The organism is Priestia sp. YIM B13486, from assembly GCF_042787865.1.
GTDB lineage: Bacteria > Bacillota > Bacilli > Bacillales > Bacillaceae_H > Priestia > Priestia megaterium.
Genome location: NZ_JBHZOZ010000001.1, coordinates 601,445 through 620,657, shown reverse-complemented (window position 1 = coordinate 620,657; position 19,213 = coordinate 601,445). Strand labels below are relative to the sequence as shown.

Here is a 19,213-nt window from a genome sequence, read left to right as displayed (position 1 = left end):
GGTTTATCTATGAACTGGACGAATATTGCCTTAATGGTCCAACTCTTTTTTGGTATCATCATTGGCTTATATTTTTGGAATTTATTACGCAATCAGCGTACGCAAAAAGTCTCAATTGACCGGGATTCAAAGAAAGAAATGGAGCAATTGCAGAAAATGAGAGCCATCTCTTTAACTGAGCCGCTTGCCGAACGTGTGAGGCCGTCTAGCTTCTCCGATATTGTCGGACAAGAGGATGGAATTCGGTCACTAAAGGCGGCCCTTTGCGGCCCTAATCCACAGCACGTGATTGTATATGGGCCGCCTGGAGTAGGAAAAACGGCAGCAGCACGTCTAGTGTTAGAAGAAGCAAAAAAAAATAAAAAATCACCTTTCAAACAATCGGCTGTATTCGTAGAGTTAGATGCAACTACGGCGCGTTTTGATGAGCGAGGCATTGCTGATCCTTTGATTGGGTCTGTTCATGATCCTATTTACCAAGGAGCAGGTGCCATGGGCCAAGCTGGAATTCCGCAGCCAAAACAAGGAGCGGTTACAGATGCACACGGGGGAATTTTATTTATTGATGAAATTGGAGAGCTCCATCCTATTCAGATGAATAAGCTGTTAAAGGTTCTAGAAGATCGAAAAGTGTTTATGGAAAGCGCCTATTACAGCGAAGAAAACACACAAATCCCAACACATATTCACGATATTTTTCAAAATGGGTTGCCAGCAGACTTTCGTTTGATTGGTGCGACGACTAGAACGCCTAATGAAATTCCGCCTGCCATTCGTTCCAGATGCGTAGAGGTATTTTTCCGTGAGCTTGATCGCGACGAAATTATTACAGTTGCAAAAAAAGCAGCAAATAAAGTAAGAATGGATATATCAGAAGAAGGTTTATCTCTGTTTTCTACATATGCACGCAATGGACGTGAAACGGTTAATATGATGCAAATTGCGGCTGGATTAGCGATATCAGAGGAACGAACGGACATTAAAAATGAAGATATTGAATGGATTGTTCATTCTAGTCAACTGTCTCCAAGGCACGATCCGAAAATTGCAGATGAGGAAAAAGTGGGACTTATTAATGGATTAGCAGTGTACGGGCCCAACTCTGGAGCACTTTTAGAAATTGAAGTCAAAGCGATTCCTGCAAAAGAGAAAGGGAACATTATTATTACAGGTATCGTTGAAGAGGAAAGTATAGGGACTCAAGGGAAGTCTATTCGCCGTAAAAGTATGGCTAAAAGCTCAATTGAAAATGTCATAACGGTTCTTCGTTCAATGGATGTTCCAGCCGATGAGTATGATATTCATGTAAACTTTCCGGGAGGCGTGCCAATTGATGGACCTTCTGCTGGTATTGCGATGGCAACAGGGATCTACTCAGCGATTTATGAAGTGCCAATTAAACATACGGTAGCAATGACAGGAGAAATTGGTCTGCACGGTAACGTAAAGCCAATTGGCGGTGTGATTCCAAAAATCAAGGCAGCAAAACAAGCAGGCGTTCAGACGGTGATTGTGCCAAAGGAAAATATGAATGCAATGGTAGAAAAGGTAAAAGGTATCGATATTATTCCTGTCCATCATTTAACAGAGGTGTTTGAACAAGCGCTATTGTCTGTACATGAGCATGTTGCACATTTGTCGGTAGATCCAGCTATTTCAAATAGAGAATCTAGCTAATTCTATCATGATAATTAAAAATTAATGGTCAGATGAATATTCATCGCCTTTTTCGCGTATAAAACCTTTATACACAGCCAACGAAAAAGGCGTTTTTTTATGAAAAGAGCTTAAAAAGATATGTTTTGCCTTTTAATTCTTTCTCATGGTACAATTAGTAATTACTATTGTTAGACATGTGTATACAAATGAGATAAAATTGTTAAAAGAATTCACACTTTACATACTTTAATTGACGAGCATTGGAGGTGTTCATTGCATGGCAGAAAAAGAAAAATTGACAATGCCGCTATTGCCTTTACGAGGTTTGATCGTCTATCCGACAATGGTGCTTCATTTAGATGTTGGGCGAGATAAATCTGTGCAAGCATTAGAAAAAGCAATGATGGATGATCACTTAGTTTGTTTAGTATCACAAAAAGATATGGGTATCGATGAGCCAACAAAAGAGGATTTATATAGAACCGGTACGTTAGCAAAAATTAAACAAATGCTAAAGCTGCCGAATGGAACGATGCGCGTCTTAGTAGAAGGACTAAATCGCGTAACCGTTACAGAATTTGAAGACAGCGAAGAATATTTTGTTGTGCACGTGGAAAAGCAAAACGAAGAACATCAGGTTGATGTAGAAGATAAAGCGCTGATGCGCACGCTTTTAGACTATTTCGAACAATACATAAAACTTTCCAAAAAGGTGTCCGTTGAAACTCTTTCAACCGTAAGCGACATTGAAGAACCAGGAAGATTAGCGGATATTGTAGCCTCTCATTTACCAATAAAAATTCAGCTTAAACAAGAAATTTTAGAAATAACTGATGTGAAGGAAAGATTAAATACGATCATTTCTCATATTCAAGACGAGCAAGAAGTTTTGCAGCTGGAGAAAAAAATTGGACAGCGTGTAAAGAAATCAATGGAACGCACTCAGAAAGAGTATTATCTTCGTGAGCAAATGAAGGCGATTCAAAAAGAGCTTGGAGACAAAGAAGGAAAGACAGGAGAAGTAGCAACACTTCGCGAAAAAATTGAAGCAAGTGGGATGACGGACCATGTCAAACAAGTGGCGTTTAAAGAATTGGATCGCTATGAAAAAATTCCTGCTACCTCCGCTGAAAGCTCAGTCATTCGAAATTATATCGAGTGGTTGATTGCGCTACCTTGGACAAATGAAACGGAAGATACGCTCAATATTCATAATGCTGAACAAGTGCTGAACGATGAGCACTATGGCCTTGAAAAAGTGAAGGAACGCGTATTAGAATATCTAGCTGTGCAGCAGTTGACAAAATCTCTTAAAGGCCCTATTTTATGTTTAGCAGGACCTCCTGGCGTAGGAAAAACATCCCTAGCCCGTTCAATTGCCACGTCTCTAGATCGTCATTTTGTACGAGTGTCTCTAGGCGGCGTGAGAGATGAGTCAGAAATCCGCGGTCATCGTCGCACGTACGTGGGAGCTATGCCTGGACGCATTATTCAAGGAATGAAAAAAGCAGGAACGATTAATCCGGTATTTCTGCTTGATGAAATCGATAAAATGTCAAATGATTTCCGTGGAGACCCGTCTTCTGCTTTGTTAGAAGTATTGGATCCTGAACAAAACCATAATTTCAGCGATCACTATATAGAAGAAACGTATGATTTATCAAAAGTGATGTTCGTGGCTACAGCCAATAACTTAGCTACGATTCCGGGGCCGCTGCGCGATCGAATGGAAGTTATTCAAATTGCTGGTTACACGGAGCTGGAAAAACTTGAAATCGCGAAGCGTCACCTATTGCTGCGCCAGCTAGAAAATCACGGATTACAAAAGGGCAATTTGCAGATTCGCGATGACGCGTTAACAGCAATCATCCGTTTATATACGAGAGAAGCGGGTGTTCGTAACCTTGAACGCGAAATTGCTTCCATTTGTCGAAAAGCAGCTCGTATCGTAGTCTCTGGCGAGAAAAAACGCGTGGTGGTGACGGCCAAAACGCTTGAAGAATTCCTTGGCAAGCCTAGGTTCCGTTACGGACAGGCTGAGACGGAAGATCAAGTCGGCGTTGCTACAGGTCTTGCTTACACAACTGTAGGAGGAGACACGCTAGCCATTGAAGTAAGCTTGTCCCCTGGTAAAGGAAGACTAGTGCTAACTGGAAAACTTGGAGACGTGATGAAAGAATCAGCTCAGGCAGCATTTAGCTACGTGCGTTCAAATGCAGAGAAACTAGGAATTGATGAAAAGTTTTATGAAAAACATGATATTCATATCCATGTTCCAGAAGGAGCTGTACCAAAGGATGGACCTTCTGCAGGAATTACCATTGCCACTGCTCTAGTATCAGCACTAACGGGTAAACCAGTGCGTAGAGAAGTAGGAATGACAGGAGAAATTACACTAAGAGGTCGCGTATTACCAATCGGCGGTTTAAAAGAAAAGTCACTTAGTGCACATCGTGCCGGATTAACTAAAATATTAATCCCTCATGATAATGAACGTGATATTGAAGATATCCCTGACAGTGTACAAGAGGAATTAGACATCGTTCTTGTGTCACATGTGGACCAAGTATTGGAACATGCGCTAGTAGGAGAGGTAAAATGAAAGTAACTCAAGCCGATATTGTTATCAGTGCCGTACGCCCTGAACAATATCCTAAAGAAAACCTGCCAGAGTTTGCGTTAGCAGGCCGTTCAAATGTAGGAAAATCATCTTTTATTAACAAGATGCTCAATCGCAAAAGCTTAGCGCGTACGTCGTCTAAGCCCGGAAAAACTCAAACGCTTAATTTCTTTTTAATTAATGAAATCCTTCACTTTGTAGACGTACCTGGGTACGGGTTTGCAAAAGTGTCTAAAAAAGAGCGTGAAGCATGGGGGAAAATGATTGAAACGTATTTAACAAATCGTGAGCAGCTTAAAGCTGTGTTAATGATTGTTGATCTACGCCATGCTCCTTCAAAGGATGACGTTATGATGTATGAGTTTTTGAAGCACCATGACCTTCCCGTTATGGTTATTGCAACGAAAGCTGATAAAATTCCTAAAGGAAAATGGCAAAAGCACTTAAAAGTAGTGAGAGAAACGCTGGACTTAGATCCAAATGATGAATTAATTCATTTCTCATCTGAAACAGGTGAAGGAAAAGATAAAGCGTGGAAATCTTTGCAGTATCGCATGACTCACTAAACAAAGGAATAGAATCTAAAAAAATGGAACGTTTATCATCACTCTAACAGGAAGTGAGTCAAACGTTCCATTTTTTTAACTTGTTTACATAGATTACTTTCGTTTGAAAAATAATAAATATAGCCCAACTAGTAACAATAAAATAGGCCAGAAGGTTGTTAAATAATTTACGCCGTCTTCAACTTTTGGCAAAAATAGTTTAAGACGGTCTGAAAACATCATTAAAATGGCAATAATTAAAAGAGTGCCGCCTTGGAAAAAGCCTGATTTGGCTTTTCTAGCACTGAGTAAAAAGCTAATGGCCACCATAAAAACGACCATGCTAATATTCGTAGGCCAAAAGGGAATTTGTTCACTTACATAGAAATGAATACCTAAAGTGATTAATATGTAGCTTGCAAGCAAGTTTGAATGATCTTGAGATAAAGCAGACTCAGTTGACAGGGCTGCTCCTATTAAAATTAACAGTACAGGCCACGTGTATACCTTTGCTGCAATGCTCATATGTAGTTCATTCAGTAAGAAAAAGATTCCAAATCCAACTAGTAAGACACCAAAAAACATTGATTGCTTTTTCATAGTAACCTCCAGGTGTTTCAAAACAGAAAACGTGATAAAACGCTGCTTTTTTGATACAATTTATTACGGAATAACAGTTAATATCTTAACACATGTTTTCAAAGACTGTTCACATTTTTTTTTCGAATGACTTATAGAACATGTTATAATAGTTAGAGATAAGGCGAAGCTTACACCTGTGTAATGTACGCCGCTTTTTACGAATAGTAGAATGAAGAACGCCGGATTTTACGGGCAGTTATCTCACTGTAGCTCTTTGGGAATTTAGGGGTTACTGCCCGTCAAATTCGGATAAATAAGCACATTTCAATTATAGGGGGTATGTACAAATGCATATTATAGCAGTCGGCTTAAACTTTCGAACAGCCCCTGTTGAAATAAGAGAAAAGCTTAGTTTTAATGAGCAAGAACTAGCATCTGCCATGAAAACGTTAAGCGGCCAAAAAAGTATTTTGGAAAACATCATTGTTTCAACATGCAATCGTACGGAAATTTATGCTGTTGTTGATCAATTACACACGGGCCGTTATTATGTAAAAGCATTTTTAGCTGAATGGTTCGGAATAGATAAAGAAGAGTTCTCGCCTTATTTAACCATCTATGAAAATGATGGAGCCATCGAACATTTATACCGAGTAGCATGTGGATTAGATTCAATGGTGATTGGTGAAACACAAATTCTTGGACAAGTGCGTTCAAGCTTTTTGCTTGCTCAAGAAGAAGAAACAATTGGAACGGTTTTTAATCAGCTGTTTAAACAAGCTGTGACATTAGCCAAAAAAGCTCATCATGAAACAGAAATTGGTGCAAATGCAGTTTCTGTCAGCTATGCAGCCGTAGAGCTTGCTAAAAAGATTTTTGGAGACTTATCGTCCAAACATGTGTTGATTCTTGGTGCGGGAAAAATGGGTCAGCTTGCCGTACAGAATTTATATGGCAGCGGAGCTAAAAAAGTAACGGTAGTGAATCGAACATTTGAAAAGGCACAAGAGCTAGCAAACCGTTTTTCTGGAGAAGCCAAACCATTTGCTGATCTTCAACATGCTTTAAGCGAAGCAGATATCTTAATTAGTTCAACAGGGGCTAATGACTATGTAGTAACGAAACAAATGATGAGTGAAGCCGAGCGTACGCGTAAAGGTCGTCCATTGTTTATGGTAGACATCGCCGTTCCGCGTGACTTAGATCCAGAACTAGATGAGCTAGAGACGGTCTTTTTATATGATATCGACGATTTAAACGGGATTGTAGAATCCAATTTGCAAGAGCGTCAAAAAGCTGCGGATGAAATTGGAATTATGCTTGAAGCTGAAATTGTTGCTTTCAAGTCTTGGCTTGGTACATTAGGCGTTGTGCCTGTTATTTCTGCACTTCGTCAAAAAGCACTTACCATTCAAGCTGAAACGATGAAAAGCATTGATCGTAAGCTCCCAGATTTATCTGAGCGTGAGCGCAAAGTTTTAAATAAACATACAAAAAGTATAATTAATCAACTTCTTCGCGATCCAATTTTACACGCGAAAGAATTGGCTGGAGAGAAACATGCTGAAGAGTCTTTAGAGCTGTTCATGAAGATTTTTAATATTGAACAGGAAGTTGCTTTGCAAAAAGAAAAAGAAGAGCAGCTTCATACATCGATTACGTCTCATTCAGTAGCTTATCAGTCTTAAGTGAGGATTGAATAATGGTTGATATGGAATTAACCAGAATCTATGAATTGATTGTGATTTTATACGCGGCGAGCGTTTTATTATATTTTATTGATTTTGTACAAAATAACCGGAAGGCAAACTCGATAGCCTTCTGGTTACTTTCTATTGTGTGGGTTTTGCAAACAGCCTTTTTAATTTTACGAATGTTTGAGACGGGAAGGTTTCCTATTCTTACCGTTTCTGAAGGGCTGTATTTTTACGCGTGGGTCTTAATTACTCTTTCACTTGTGATTAATCGCCTGTTTCGCGTTGATTTTATGGTGTTTTTTACAAATGTGATTGGTTTCTTAATTATGGCTATTCATACGTTTGCTCCACTTGAAACATACACTGCTGTCCAGTCGGAGCGCCTTGTGTCAGAATTATTAATCATTCATATTACCATGGCTATTTTATCTTACGGCGCTTTTTCAGTCTCTTTTGTTTTTTCCGCTCTGTATCTTGTTCAGTATAATTTATTGAAAAAGAAGAAGTGGGGCAAGCGCTTGCTAAGAATTGAAGATTTAACAAAGCTAGATTACATGTCCTATGTATTAATTTTAATTGGTGTACCGCTGTTATTGCTTTCGTTAATCTTAGGAATCATATGGGCTTATATTAAATACGTAGATTTTCATTGGTACGATACAAAAGTGTTAGGTTCATTTTTAATGTTTGTTGCATACAGCGCTTACTTGTATGCTAGACTGCGTAGAGGTATTCAAGGAAAGGCAATCGCAATGTGGAATATTGGATTGTTCTTAGTCTTACTTATTAATTTCTTTTTATTTGGCAGTTTATCGAATTTTCACTTTTGGGGTTCGTAATTAGGAGGACAACATGCGAAAAATTATTGTCGGCTCTCGTCGAAGCAAACTTGCGTTAACACAGACCAAGTGGGTCATTGAACAGTTAAAAAAACAAGGTCTTCCTTTTGAGTTTGAAATTAAAGAAATGGTTACAAAAGGGGACCAAATTTTAAATGTAACGCTGTCCAAAGTAGGCGGTAAAGGTCTTTTTGTAAAAGAAATTGAACAAGCCATGTTAGATGAAGAAATTGATATGGCCGTTCATAGTATGAAAGATATGCCGGCTGTTTTGCCAGAAGGATTAACGATTGGATGTATTCCTTTACGAGAAGATCATCGTGATGCGCTTATTTCAAAAAATGGTGAACGATTTGAGGAGCTACCAAGCGGTGCTGTGATTGGGACAAGCAGCTTGCGTCGAGGGGCACAGCTTCTATCTATGCGTTCAGATATCGAAATTAAATGGATTCGAGGAAATATCGACACACGCCTAGAGAAATTAAAAAATGAAGATTACGATGCAATTATCTTGGCAGCTGCAGGGTTATCTCGTATGGGCTGGTCGAGAGATACGGTCACTCAGTACCTAGAGCCGGAAATAAGCGTTCCCGCTGTAGGACAAGGAGCTTTAGCTATCGAATGCCGAGAAAATGACCATGAATTATTATCGCTTCTTCAAGCTCTAAATCATGATGAAACCGCTCGTGCTGTTAGAGCTGAACGCGTATTTTTAAAAGAGATGGAAGGCGGATGCCAAGTGCCGATTGCGGGTTATGGGCGTATATTAAACGGCGGAAACATTGAGCTAACGTCGCTAGTCGCGTCTCCTGATGGCAAAACGATTTACAAAGAGCAAATTACGGGAAAAGACCCCGTTGCTATCGGTTCAGAAGCTGCTGAGCGCTTAACATCTCAAGGAGCTAAGCTTTTAATTGACCGTGTAAAAGAGGAGCTGGACAAATAATGAGTCATGAGGCTCCTCTTTTTTTAAAAAAAGTTTTGATTACAAGAGAAGCGAAGCAGGCTCATTCATTTGCAGCACAGATTAAAAAGCTTGGAGGCATACCTTTAAGCTTACCAGTCCTCACGTTCGCACGTTCTAACAATGAAAAAGAAGTGGAAGATGTCCTGCTGTCGATTGACTGTTTTGATTGGATTGTTTTTACAAGTCAAAACGGCATTTCTTTTTTCTTTGAATGGCTACAAGAGTTAAATATCAGTTGGAGTGCTTTAAAAAGATTAAAAGTGGCTGCGGTTGGAGAAAAAACCGCAAAATTGCTAGAAAAACATGATGTTAACGTGCAACTTGTTCCAAAAGAATACGTTGCGGAATCACTTCTTGAGTCGTTAAAAGCAAATGTGTCACATCACGAGCGAGTTCTCCTTGTACGAGGACAATTAGCCCGCTCTGTTTTAAAAGATGGCTTAAAAGACTGTGAGGTAACGGATTTAGTTGTATATCAGACCATTCGAAATCAAGACTCTGAACGCTTGGTTAAGCAACATTTAGAAACAGGAATTGATGCCATTACTTTTACAAGTTCTTCTACAGTGAGATTTTTTGTCGAGTCAGTTAAAGATATTCCTAATTGGCTTGAGCTTATAAATAGAACCAAAGTTGTTTGCATCGGTCCTATTACGAGTCAGACAGCGAGCGAATATGGAATTAAGCATCTTGTTCCTAACACATACACAATAAATGGTATGATAGATATGTTGGTTAGTTGTTTTGAATAATAAAGGAGGATTTTAACATGAAAGATTTACAATTTACACGTCATCGTCGTCTTCGTAATTCTGTAAATATGCGTGCGCTTGTACGTGAAACACATTTACATGCTGAAGACTTTATATATCCTATTTTTATTGTAGAAGGTGAACAAAAAAGAAATGCTGTAAAATCAATGCCAGGTGTGGATCAAATTTCTTTAGACTACTTGAATGATGAAATCCAAGAGTTAGTCGATTTAGGAATCAAGTCAGCTATGGTATTTGGTGTTCCCGCTGAAAAAGATGCGGTCGGCTCACAGGCATACCATGACCACGGAATTGTCCAAAAAGGTATTCGTCAAATTAAAGAAAATTTTCCAGACTTTGTTGTTATCGCAGATACATGCTTATGTCAATACACAGATCATGGCCACTGTGGTGTAATTGAAGACGGAAAAATCTTAAACGATCCTAGCCTTGACTTATTAGCGCGTACAGCGGTCAGTCAAGCTAAAGCAGGAGCGGATATTATTGCGCCTTCAAACATGATGGACGGTTTCGTGGCAGCTATTCGCCACGGTCTAGACGAAGCTGGATTTGAAGATGTGCCCGTGATGTCTTATGCTGTTAAATATGCATCTGCTTTTTACGGACCATTCCGCGATGCAGCGCATTCTTCTCCTCAATTTGGAGACCGTAAAACATATCAAATGGACCCAGCCAATCGCTTAGAAGCACTTCGAGAAGCGGAATCTGATGTCGAAGAAGGAGCAGATTTCTTAATTGTAAAACCGGCTCTATCATATTTAGATATTATGCGCGATGTAAAAAATACGTTTAATTTACCGGTAGTAGCTTATAATGTGAGCGGTGAATATTCAATGATTAAAGCGGCAGCTCAAAACGGCTGGGTAAATGAAAAAGAGATTGTTCTTGAAAAATTAATTAGCATGAAGCGTGCAGGAGCGGATTTAATTGTAACGTATCATGCTAAAGACGCAGCACGCTGGTTATCTGACAAGTAATTAAGGAGGCTTACACATGAGAAGTTATGAAAAGTCAAAAGCAGCTTTTTTAGAAGCGCAGCAATTAATGCCGGGTGGAGTAAACAGTCCTGTTCGTGCATTTAAATCAGTAGATATGGATCCTATTTTTATGGAACGAGGAAAAGGCGCTACGATTTACGATATTGACGGCAACAAATATATTGACTACGTCTTATCATGGGGACCTTTAATTCACGGACATTCCAACGATCAAGTAGTTGAAGCAGTAAAAAAAGTAACGGAATCTGGTACAAGCTTTGGTGCACCAACATTAATTGAAAATGAGCTTGCTAAGGTTGTTATTGAGCGCGTTCCTTCAATTGAAATCGTCCGTATGGTGAGTTCAGGTACGGAAGCAACGATGAGCGCACTGCGTTTAGCACGTGGCTATACGGGCCGCAACAAAATTTTAAAATTTGAAGGCTGTTACCATGGACATGGTGACTCTCTTCTAATTAAAGCTGGCTCAGGCGTTGCAACGTTAGGCCTACCAGATAGCCCGGGAGTGCCTGAAGGAATCGCTAAAAACACGATTACAGTGCCGTACAATGATCTAGAAAGCGTACAATATGCTTTTAAAGAATTCGGAGATGACATTGCTGGAGTAATCGTTGAACCGGTAGCAGGAAATATGGGTGTGGTACCGCCTCAGCCAGGTTTCTTACAAGGGCTTCGTGATATCACATCAGAATATGGCTCACTGCTAATTTTTGATGAAGTAATGACAGGGTTCCGCGTAGCGTACAACTGTGCACAGGGATACTACAACATTATGCCTGACTTAACTTGCTTAGGAAAAGTAATCGGTGGCGGTTTACCAGTAGGTGCTTACGGTGGTAAAGCTGAAATTATGGAGCGAGTTGCACCAAGCGGCCCGATTTATCAAGCAGGTACATTATCAGGTAATCCGCTTGCGATGACAGCTGGATACGAGACGTTAACGCAGCTGACACCTCAATCCTACGATGAGTTCATTCGTAAAGCAGATCGCTTAGAAGAAGGATTGATGGCAGCAGCTGAAAAATATGATGTGCCGTTTACGGTAAACCGAGCTGGTTCAATGATCGGTTTCTTCTTTACAAACGAACAGGTAATAAATTACGAAACAGCGAAAACATCGAATTTAGATTATTTTGCAGCTTACTATCGTGAAATGGCTAATGAAGGCGTGTTTTTACCTCCTTCTCAATTCGAAGGAATGTTTTTATCAACTTCTCATACAGATGCAGACATTGAACATACAATTGCAGCAGCTGAAAAAGCCTTTTCGAAGTTACGTGGATAAACAGATAAATAAGATTGAATTTTATATCAAAGCTTACGGAGTATTCCGTAAGCTTTTTTAGTTTTAAAGACATATTTTAATTTATTTGTTCATACATCTTTAATGACCGCGCTATTACCTGGCGGGTGTTGGAAGGGGGAGAACAATTTGTCGCAGGATAATTTATCATGTCTGCGTTTTTCCGTAGAAGAATCAGTATGGTTTCAAAAAGGACAGGAAGTCTCACAACTTTTGTCTATCTCCTTAGAGCCTCAAGTATCTATTCAAGAATATGACCAATACGTGTCTATTCGAGGAGCATTACAATTAACAGGTGAATACGAAACGTACGAGGGAGAGCACTCGTTACGCGAATATACAAATGAGAATCAAGTGCAATCTATCTCTGTCCGTGAAGACGGAACGGCTGAATTATCACATCAATTTCCTGTTGATATTACCATTCCTAAAAATCGTATTCAAAGTATTGAAGACGTATATGTATCTATTGATTTATTTGATTATGAATTGCCAGACACAAATCAGCTGCAGCTAATGGCTGACTTGTCCATCACAGGATTGTACGGAGAACAGCATGAGGAACGAGAAGAAGAGGAAGAGTTTTCGGAGGAACAGCACATCGTCTCTTATGAAGAAGTGGACGATGGTGAAGAGGTATATACTGAAAACGTTGCTCAAGAAGAAGAAGAACAAGAGTTTGACGTAAGCTATCGTGAAGCTCCCGCACTTTTAGAGGCAGAGGCTATTGAAGAAGAGCATTCAGAAGAGCATTCAGAAGAGACCCCTAGTTATTTTTCATCTGTATTTAAAAAAGAATCTCGTGCTGAGCCGGTTGTGGAATATGAAGAGGAAGCATATGAACCATTTGAAGTCGAAGTGAAAAAAGAGGCCCAAATCGAGGAAGAAAGAGAAGACAATGTGATTGAACTGTTTCAGCTTCGTCAAGAGCAAGAAAGCTTCGAAGAATCGCAAGCTAGTGAATTGAATACGTATGCTGACGTTCAACAAGAGGCTAGGCAAGAAGAAGCTGAACAAGAAGAGGAAAAGATTATTGTTGAATTTCGGAAAGAAGAAAATGAAAGCGGCCGAAATGAAAACGCCCTTTATTTAACAAAGCTCTTTTCGCGGGAAGAAGAAGCTTTTTCAACGTGGAAGCTTTGTATTGTTCAAGACGGAGATTCGCTTGATACGATAGCAAACCGCTATAATACGAATGTACAAAACATTTTACGAGTGAATAATTTAGAAGATGAATATGAGCTGGAAGAAGGAAGCATCTTAAATATTCCCGTTCGTTAAAGTCGGAAAGAAAACAGTTTTGACGCATATAATGTCTTAACTGTTTTCTTTATTTTTTACGAGGAAGGAGAATATAGATGCAGCGGACAGTAGCAGACTACAAAGTATTGTTAAAAGAATATGACTTAGATGTTGACTTTATCGAAGACTACGGAAAAGTAAAAAAAGTCTATACGAAAACCGGCGTATTTGCGCTTAAAGAAATGGCGAATCATCAAGAACGAAATCAAAACTTCATTCAAAAGCTGCAGAACGTGTATCAAAAAGGATGGATGGGATTTGTCCCTATTTATCAAACAAAGCGTTCTCAACCCATTGTTTCAGATGAAAGCGGCTCGTATTACTTAATGCCGTGGCTCCCAAATAATCCGACCGAAGAGCGTGATATTCGATATCATAAATTATTTCAAGAGCTTGCTAAGCTTCACGGCGCTTCGGCGCAGGAAGTAGAAGTGAAAAAAGAAGATATAGAAAATCATTATACATCGATGAAAGAAACGTGGGAAAAACGTCAGGAAGAGCTGAAGCAGTATGTAGCAGAATGCGAGAAAAAAATCTATATGTCCCCGTTTGAATTGCATTACTGTACGTTTTATTATGAAATGACAAGAGCGCTTGAATTTGGTTTTGGAAAGCTCGATCAGTGGAACGATGAAATGGAAGAAAAGGAAAAGATCCGGCTGGTTACGTCTCATGGAAAGCTATCGGCTAAACATTTTATCTATGACGAACGGGGAAATGGTTTTTTTATTAATTTTGAACATGCAAAAGATGCTTCACCGATTTATGATTTGGTCTCATTTTATTTCCGTACTCTTCGCACATACCCAGTAACTACCTATGACAGCTATGAGTGGTTTAGTACGTATGAAAAACATTTTGCTCTCAGAGAAGAGGAACGGCTGCTTTTACACAGTTATTTGGCGTTTCCAGAACCCTTGTATCAGTGTATCGTTCAATATAGGCAGCATAAAGAAAGTAAAACAGAGCTTGAACATATGCAGTCATTTATTCGAGCATACTGGCTGACGAAAAACATTGAACAGCTCAATATTAAAATATTTGAAGTAGATCAGCAAAAAAAAATGGCAGCGGAAGCAGCTGCACAAGCCCAAGCGAACGAATAGCGCTTGGGTTTTTAAATCCAGTCCGAATATAAAGCAACCGCTAGTATGGCAAGCAGTGCCAACAACAGTACATCAAAGGTTGTAGGGAAAAATAGTGTACGTATACCTTGAAAAATTGTTAAAGGAACAATAAACTGTCCACAAGCCGCTCCTGCTGTTTTGAGCCACCGCTGCAGCTGATACGAATTTACATTTATTCGTTTCTTCATTTGTACATGCCCCTTTCAATCCACGTGCCCAGGTTAAAGTAAGTATATGAAAAAAGAAAGAAATGGTGTCATTTTTTTGAGCGGACTCTTCATTTTATTTCCAAAATTAGCGAGTGAATGAAAAAATAAAGAGCAGAACAAAAAAATTATGAATATAATCGTAAAAAAGTGGAGAAGATTATTGACGATTCAACATTTTTTCATATAGTATAATTAAGAGAAATTCATACATAAATACAGTGAATAGGAAGAGTACGGGATGTTCGTCTTTCAGAGAGAGAAATCAGCTGCTGTGAGATTTCTTAAGAATGTGCACTCGGAATGTCGCCTATGAGTAGCTTTTTTGAACAGCTGCATAGCTCAGTAGAAAAAGCCGGTTAATCAACCGTTATGAAATGAAGTGTATAGGCTTATCAAACGGGATACGTCTATAAAAAAAGGTGGTACCGCGAAATCAACTCCTTTCGTCCTTTTATTAGGAAAGGAGTTTTTTTATGTTTATAAAAGCTTTACACAGTTTCTAAAGACTGAAACTTTATATTATGGAGGTATACATTATGTCTGAAAAAGAAGTGACTCTTCCAACGAAGTATGATCCAAAAGCCGTTGAAGAAAATCGTTATCAGTATTGGTTAGACGGGAAGTTTTTTGAAGCAACAAATGACCCTGAAAAAGAGCCATATACAATTGTAATTCCACCCCCAAACGTAACGGGCAAGCTACATTTAGGCCACGCTTGGGATACAACGTTACAAGACATCTTAACGCGTATGAAGCGCATGCAAGGCTATGACGTTTTATGGCTTCCTGGCATGGACCATGCGGGGATTGCAACGCAGGCAAAAGTAGAAGAAAAGCTTCGCAGCGAAGGGAAAAGCCGCTACGATCTAGGCCGCGAAAATTTTGTAGCCGAAACATGGAAATGGAAAGAAGAATATGCAAGCTTTATTCGCCAGCAGTGGTCGAAGCTAGGACTTGGCTTAGACTATTCACGCGAGCGCTTCACGCTTGATGAAGGCCTTTCTAAAGCAGTGCGCGAAGTATTCGTAACGCTTTACAAAAAAGGGTTAATCTATCGCGGAGAATATATTATTAACTGGGATCCAGCTACAAAAACAGCTCTTTCAGACATCGAGGTTATTTACAAAGATGTACAAGGTGCGTTTTATCATATGCGCTATCCGTTGGCAGATGGTTCTGGACATATTGAAATCGCAACAACTCGTCCTGAAACAATGCTAGGAGATACGGCTGTAGCTGTTCACCCTGAAGATGATCGTTATAAGCACTTAATCGGCAAAAAGGTTGTCCTTCCGATTGTAGGTCGTGAAATTCCAATCGTAGGCGATGATTATGTAGATATGGAATTCGGTTCTGGTGCGGTGAAAATTACGCCTGCTCATGACCCGAACGATTTTGAAATTGGAAACCGCCATAATTTAGAGCGTATTTTAGTGATGAATCAGGACGGTACGATGAATGACAAAGCAGGTAAATATGAAGGAATGGATCGTTTTGCTTGCCGTAAGCAAATTGTTAAAGACCTTCAAGAAGACGGTGTATTGTTCAACATTGAAGACCACATGCATTCAGTAGGTCACAGTGAACGAAGCGGTGCCGTTGTTGAACCTTATTTATCAACTCAATGGTTTGTAAAAATGCAGCCGTTAGCAGATAAAGCAGTAGATCTTCAAAAGCAAGAAGAAAAAGTAAACTTCGTGCCTGATCGTTTTGAAAAGACATACTTACACTGGATGGAAAATATTCGCGACTGGTGTATTTCGCGTCAGCTTTGGTGGGGACATCGCATTCCAGCTTGGTATCATAAAGAAACTGGAGAAGTATACGTAGATCATGAGGCTCCAGCAGATATCGAAAACTGGGAACAAGATTCAGATGTATTAGATACATGGTTCAGTTCAGCGCTATGGCCATTCTCAACAATGGGCTGGCCCGATGTGGATGCAGCTGATTTCAAACGCTACTACCCAACAAACGTGCTTGTAACAGGCTACGATATTATTTTCTTCTGGGTATCTCGTATGATTTTCCAAGGTCTTGAATTTACGGGTAAACGTCCGTTTGACGATGTACTCATTCACGGTCTTGTACGAGATGCTGAAGGTCGTAAAATGAGTAAATCACTTGGTAACGGTGTAGACCCAATGGAAGTAATCGAGAAATACGGTGCAGATTCTCTTCGCTACTTCTTATCTACAGGAAGCTCACCAGGACAAGATTTACGCTTCAGCTTTGAAAAAGTCGAAGCGACGTGGAACTTTGCAAATAAAATTTGGAATGCTTCTCGTTTTGCATTAATGAACATGGACGGCATCACATTTGAAGAGCTTGATTTATCAGGCGAAAAGTCAGTTGCTGATAAATGGATTTTAACGCGCTTAAATGAAACGATTGAGCACGTAACAAAATTAGCTGACAAATATGAATTCGGTGAAGTTGGACGCATTCTCTATAACTTTATTTGGGATGATTTCTGCGATTGGTACATTGAAATGGCTAAACTTCCTCTTTACGGAGAAGATGAAGCAGCTAAAAAGACAACTCGCTCAATTTTAGCTTATGTACTTGATAATACAATGCGACTTTTACATCCATTCATGCCGTTTATTACCGAAGAAATTTGGCAAAGCTTGCCGCATGAAGGCGAATCGATTACAGTAGCTAAATGGCCGGAAGTACGCCCTGAGCTTTCTGATAAAGAAGCTGCTAACGATATGCGTTTACTTGTAGATATTATCCGTGCTGTTCGTAACATTCGTGCTGAAGTGAACACGCCGATGAGCAAACAAGTAAAATTATTTATCAAAGCTAAAGATGAAAATATTCAAAACCAGCTTGAAAAGAACCGTGCGTATGTAGAACGTTTCTGTAATCCAAGTGAGCTTGTGATTTCAACAGATGTTTCATTAGATGAAAAAGCAATGACTGCTGTTGTAACAGGCGCAGAATTAATTTTACCTCTTGAAGGTTTAATTAATATTGAAGAAGAAATCGCGCGTTTAGAAAAAGAATACGACAAGTTAAACAAAGAAGTAGAACGTGTACAAAAGAAATTAAACAACCAAGGCTTTATTGCAAAAGCGCCTGCTAAAGTAGTAGAAGAAGAGCGTGCAAAAGAGCAGGATTATGTTGAAAAACGCGAAGCTGTTCAGTCTCGTATTGCTGAATTACGCGGATAATCGACGGGTTAATGAACCAACAGAAAAAGCGTGGCTTGTATAGCGACGCTTTTTCTCTACATAATAATAGCGATGGAAAAGAAAGGTGAATAAAAGATGATAACGACATATGAAGAAGCGCTTGATTGGATTCATAACAGACTTCGCTTTGGAATCAAGCCGGGGTTAGAACGAATGGAATGGATGCTAGAGCAGCTTGATTTTCCGGAGCAAAATCTAAATGCTATTCATGTTGCTGGGACGAATGGTAAAGGTTCTACCGTTTCTTATTTGCGAAACATGTTAGAAGAAGCAGGGTATAAAGTTGGAACGTTTACTTCTCCTTATATCGAAACATTTAATGAGCGGATCAGCGTGAATGGACAGCCTATTTCAAATGAAGCAATGACCGCTCTTGTTCAGGAAATAAAGCCTGTTGTGGAGCGACTAGAACATACAAGCTTAGGATCAGCAACGGAATTTGAAGTGATTACAGTCATGGCTTTTCTTTATTTCGGCTATCATGAGTCAGTTGACTATGCTGTGTTTGAAACAGGTCTTGGAGGACGATATGACTCAACAAACGTTGTGAATCCTATGGTGAGTATTATTACAAACATTGGATTTGATCACATGGCAATACTAGGTGATACGGTAGAAGAAATTGCAGCAGAAAAAGCGGGGATTATTAAAAAAGAAGTCCCTATTATTACCGGTGCAGAGCAAGTGAAGGCGCTTGATGTCATTACTGAAGAAGCAAAGTCAAAGCATGCTTCGTTATTTGTGTTAGGAAAAGATTTTGACATTAAAAACTATGAGCCATTAGCAAATGGAGAAGGCTTTGCGTTAAAAACGCCGTATGGCACATTTGAACATTTAGAATTAAATATGCTTGGCTATCATCAAGTGAAAAATGCAGCTTTGGCTCTCATGGCCGTTTGTTATTTAAAAGAAAAGAAAAAGCTTTCTATCTCCAATGAGCAAATGATAAAAGGGATTCAGCATACAAAGTGGAACGGCCGCTTTGAGATAGTAAATGAGCATCCTTTAACGATTATTGATGGGGCTCATAATGCAGAAGGCATTGATAGCTTGTTATCTACTTTACGCCTTCATTATGAAAATCGAAACATTCATTTAATTTTCAGCTGCTTAAATGATAAAAGTGCTGATCGAATGGTTCAAGAACTTGAAACAATCGCTGCAAGTATTACATTTACGTCGTTTGACTTTCCTCGTGCTCGCGCAGCTGGGGAGCTTTATGAGATGAGTACTCATCATAATAAACATATGGATGAAGAGTGGAAAAAAGCAATTGCTTACGTAAAGGAAAAGGCGACAGGTGAACAAGACATGGTCGTGATTACAGGGTCTCTGTATTTTATATCAGAAGTAAGGGCTTTTCTTCTAAAATGAGCAAAAGCAGCAAGTGAA

General features: G+C 39.4%; 15 protein-coding genes and 1 other annotated feature. Of the genes, 13 read left to right on the top strand and 2 right to left on the bottom strand.

From position 1 onward, the window contains the following. Nucleotides 1–9 precede the first annotated feature (9 nt). From lonB to yihA, 3 genes are all read left to right on the top strand, one after another. Nucleotides 10–1,677, top strand: coding sequence for an ATP-dependent protease LonB (lonB, locus tag ACFX4G_RS03165; RefSeq protein WP_029320070.1), 1,668 nt, complete (start codon nucleotides 10–12; stop codon nucleotides 1,675–1,677). 259 nt (nucleotides 1,678–1,936) lie between these two features. Beyond that, nucleotides 1,937–4,261 (top strand): endopeptidase La, encoded by a 2,325-nt coding sequence (gene lon / locus ACFX4G_RS03160; protein WP_097824645.1) that lies wholly within the window; start codon nucleotides 1,937–1,939, stop codon nucleotides 4,259–4,261. Then, nucleotides 4,258–4,845, top strand: coding sequence for a ribosome biogenesis GTP-binding protein YihA/YsxC (yihA, locus tag ACFX4G_RS03155; RefSeq protein ID WP_013059364.1), 588 nt, complete (start codon nucleotides 4,258–4,260; stop codon nucleotides 4,843–4,845). Before lon ends, yihA begins: the two co-directional genes overlap by 4 nt. Nucleotides 4,846–4,938: 93 nt before the next feature. Here yihA and ACFX4G_RS03150 read toward each other — a convergent pair whose 3' ends face one another. Beyond that, on the bottom strand, nucleotides 4,939–5,424 hold the full coding sequence (locus ACFX4G_RS03150) for a LiaF transmembrane domain-containing protein (protein WP_377572829.1): 486 nt from the start codon (nucleotides 5,422–5,424) through the stop codon (nucleotides 4,939–4,941). A 329-nt stretch (nucleotides 5,425–5,753) separates the two neighbouring features. Here ACFX4G_RS03150 and hemA point away from each other — a divergent pair, with 329 nt between their 5' ends. The 8 genes from hemA to ysxE all read left to right on the top strand — a co-directional run bounded on the left by hemA (nucleotide 5,754) and on the right by ysxE (nucleotide 14,391). Further along, nucleotides 5,754–7,094, top strand: coding sequence for a glutamyl-tRNA reductase (gene hemA, locus ACFX4G_RS03145; RefSeq protein WP_097824644.1), 1,341 nt, complete (start codon nucleotides 5,754–5,756; stop codon nucleotides 7,092–7,094). Between the two features lie 14 nt (nucleotides 7,095–7,108). Then, entirely contained in the window at nucleotides 7,109–7,942 is an 834-nt protein-coding gene (locus ACFX4G_RS03140; RefSeq protein ID WP_025750612.1) for a cytochrome C assembly family protein, read from the top strand. Between the two features lie 13 nt (nucleotides 7,943–7,955). Further along, nucleotides 7,956–8,888, top strand: coding sequence for a hydroxymethylbilane synthase (hemC, locus tag ACFX4G_RS03135; RefSeq protein ID WP_043976077.1), 933 nt, complete (start codon nucleotides 7,956–7,958; stop codon nucleotides 8,886–8,888). Further along, nucleotides 8,888–9,661 (top strand): uroporphyrinogen-III synthase, encoded by a 774-nt coding sequence (locus tag ACFX4G_RS03130; protein ID WP_043976079.1) that lies wholly within the window; start codon nucleotides 8,888–8,890, stop codon nucleotides 9,659–9,661. The genes hemC and ACFX4G_RS03130 overlap by 1 nt, the downstream gene beginning before the upstream one ends. 17 nt (nucleotides 9,662–9,678) lie before the next feature. Next, entirely contained in the window at nucleotides 9,679–10,659 is a 981-nt protein-coding gene (gene hemB / locus ACFX4G_RS03125; protein WP_097824642.1) for a porphobilinogen synthase, read from the top strand. A gap of 16 nt (nucleotides 10,660–10,675) precedes the next feature. Then, nucleotides 10,676–11,965, top strand: a complete 1,290-nt coding sequence (gene hemL, locus ACFX4G_RS03120; protein ID WP_097824641.1) for a glutamate-1-semialdehyde 2,1-aminomutase — start codon at nucleotides 10,676–10,678, stop codon at nucleotides 11,963–11,965. Between the two features lie 147 nt (nucleotides 11,966–12,112). After that, nucleotides 12,113–13,264 (top strand): stage VI sporulation protein D, encoded by a 1,152-nt coding sequence (gene spoVID, locus ACFX4G_RS03115; protein ID WP_097824640.1) that lies wholly within the window; start codon nucleotides 12,113–12,115, stop codon nucleotides 13,262–13,264. A gap of 77 nt (nucleotides 13,265–13,341) precedes the next feature. Then, nucleotides 13,342–14,391 (top strand): spore coat protein YsxE, encoded by a 1,050-nt coding sequence (gene ysxE / locus ACFX4G_RS03110; RefSeq protein WP_025750608.1) that lies wholly within the window; start codon nucleotides 13,342–13,344, stop codon nucleotides 14,389–14,391. An 11-nt stretch (nucleotides 14,392–14,402) separates the two neighbouring features. On the opposite strand, the gene ACFX4G_RS03105 is transcribed toward ysxE, so the two are convergent. Beyond that, a complete protein-coding gene (locus ACFX4G_RS03105; protein WP_013059354.1) occupies nucleotides 14,403–14,600 on the bottom strand; it encodes a hypothetical protein in 198 nt (65 codons plus the stop codon). A 230-nt stretch (nucleotides 14,601–14,830) separates the two neighbouring features. Then, nucleotides 14,831–15,075, top strand: a binding site (T-box leader). 82 nt (nucleotides 15,076–15,157) lie between these two features. Between ACFX4G_RS03105 and ACFX4G_RS03100 the strand changes: the two genes are divergently transcribed. Further along, entirely contained in the window at nucleotides 15,158–17,800 is a 2,643-nt protein-coding gene (locus ACFX4G_RS03100) for a valine--tRNA ligase (RefSeq protein ID WP_097824638.1), read from the top strand. A 96-nt stretch (nucleotides 17,801–17,896) separates the two neighbouring features. Then, complete coding sequence (locus ACFX4G_RS03095; RefSeq protein WP_377572825.1) at nucleotides 17,897–19,195, top strand: bifunctional folylpolyglutamate synthase/dihydrofolate synthase; 1,299 nt, start codon at nucleotides 17,897–17,899, stop codon at nucleotides 19,193–19,195. Nucleotides 19,196–19,213: the final 18 nt, after the last annotated feature.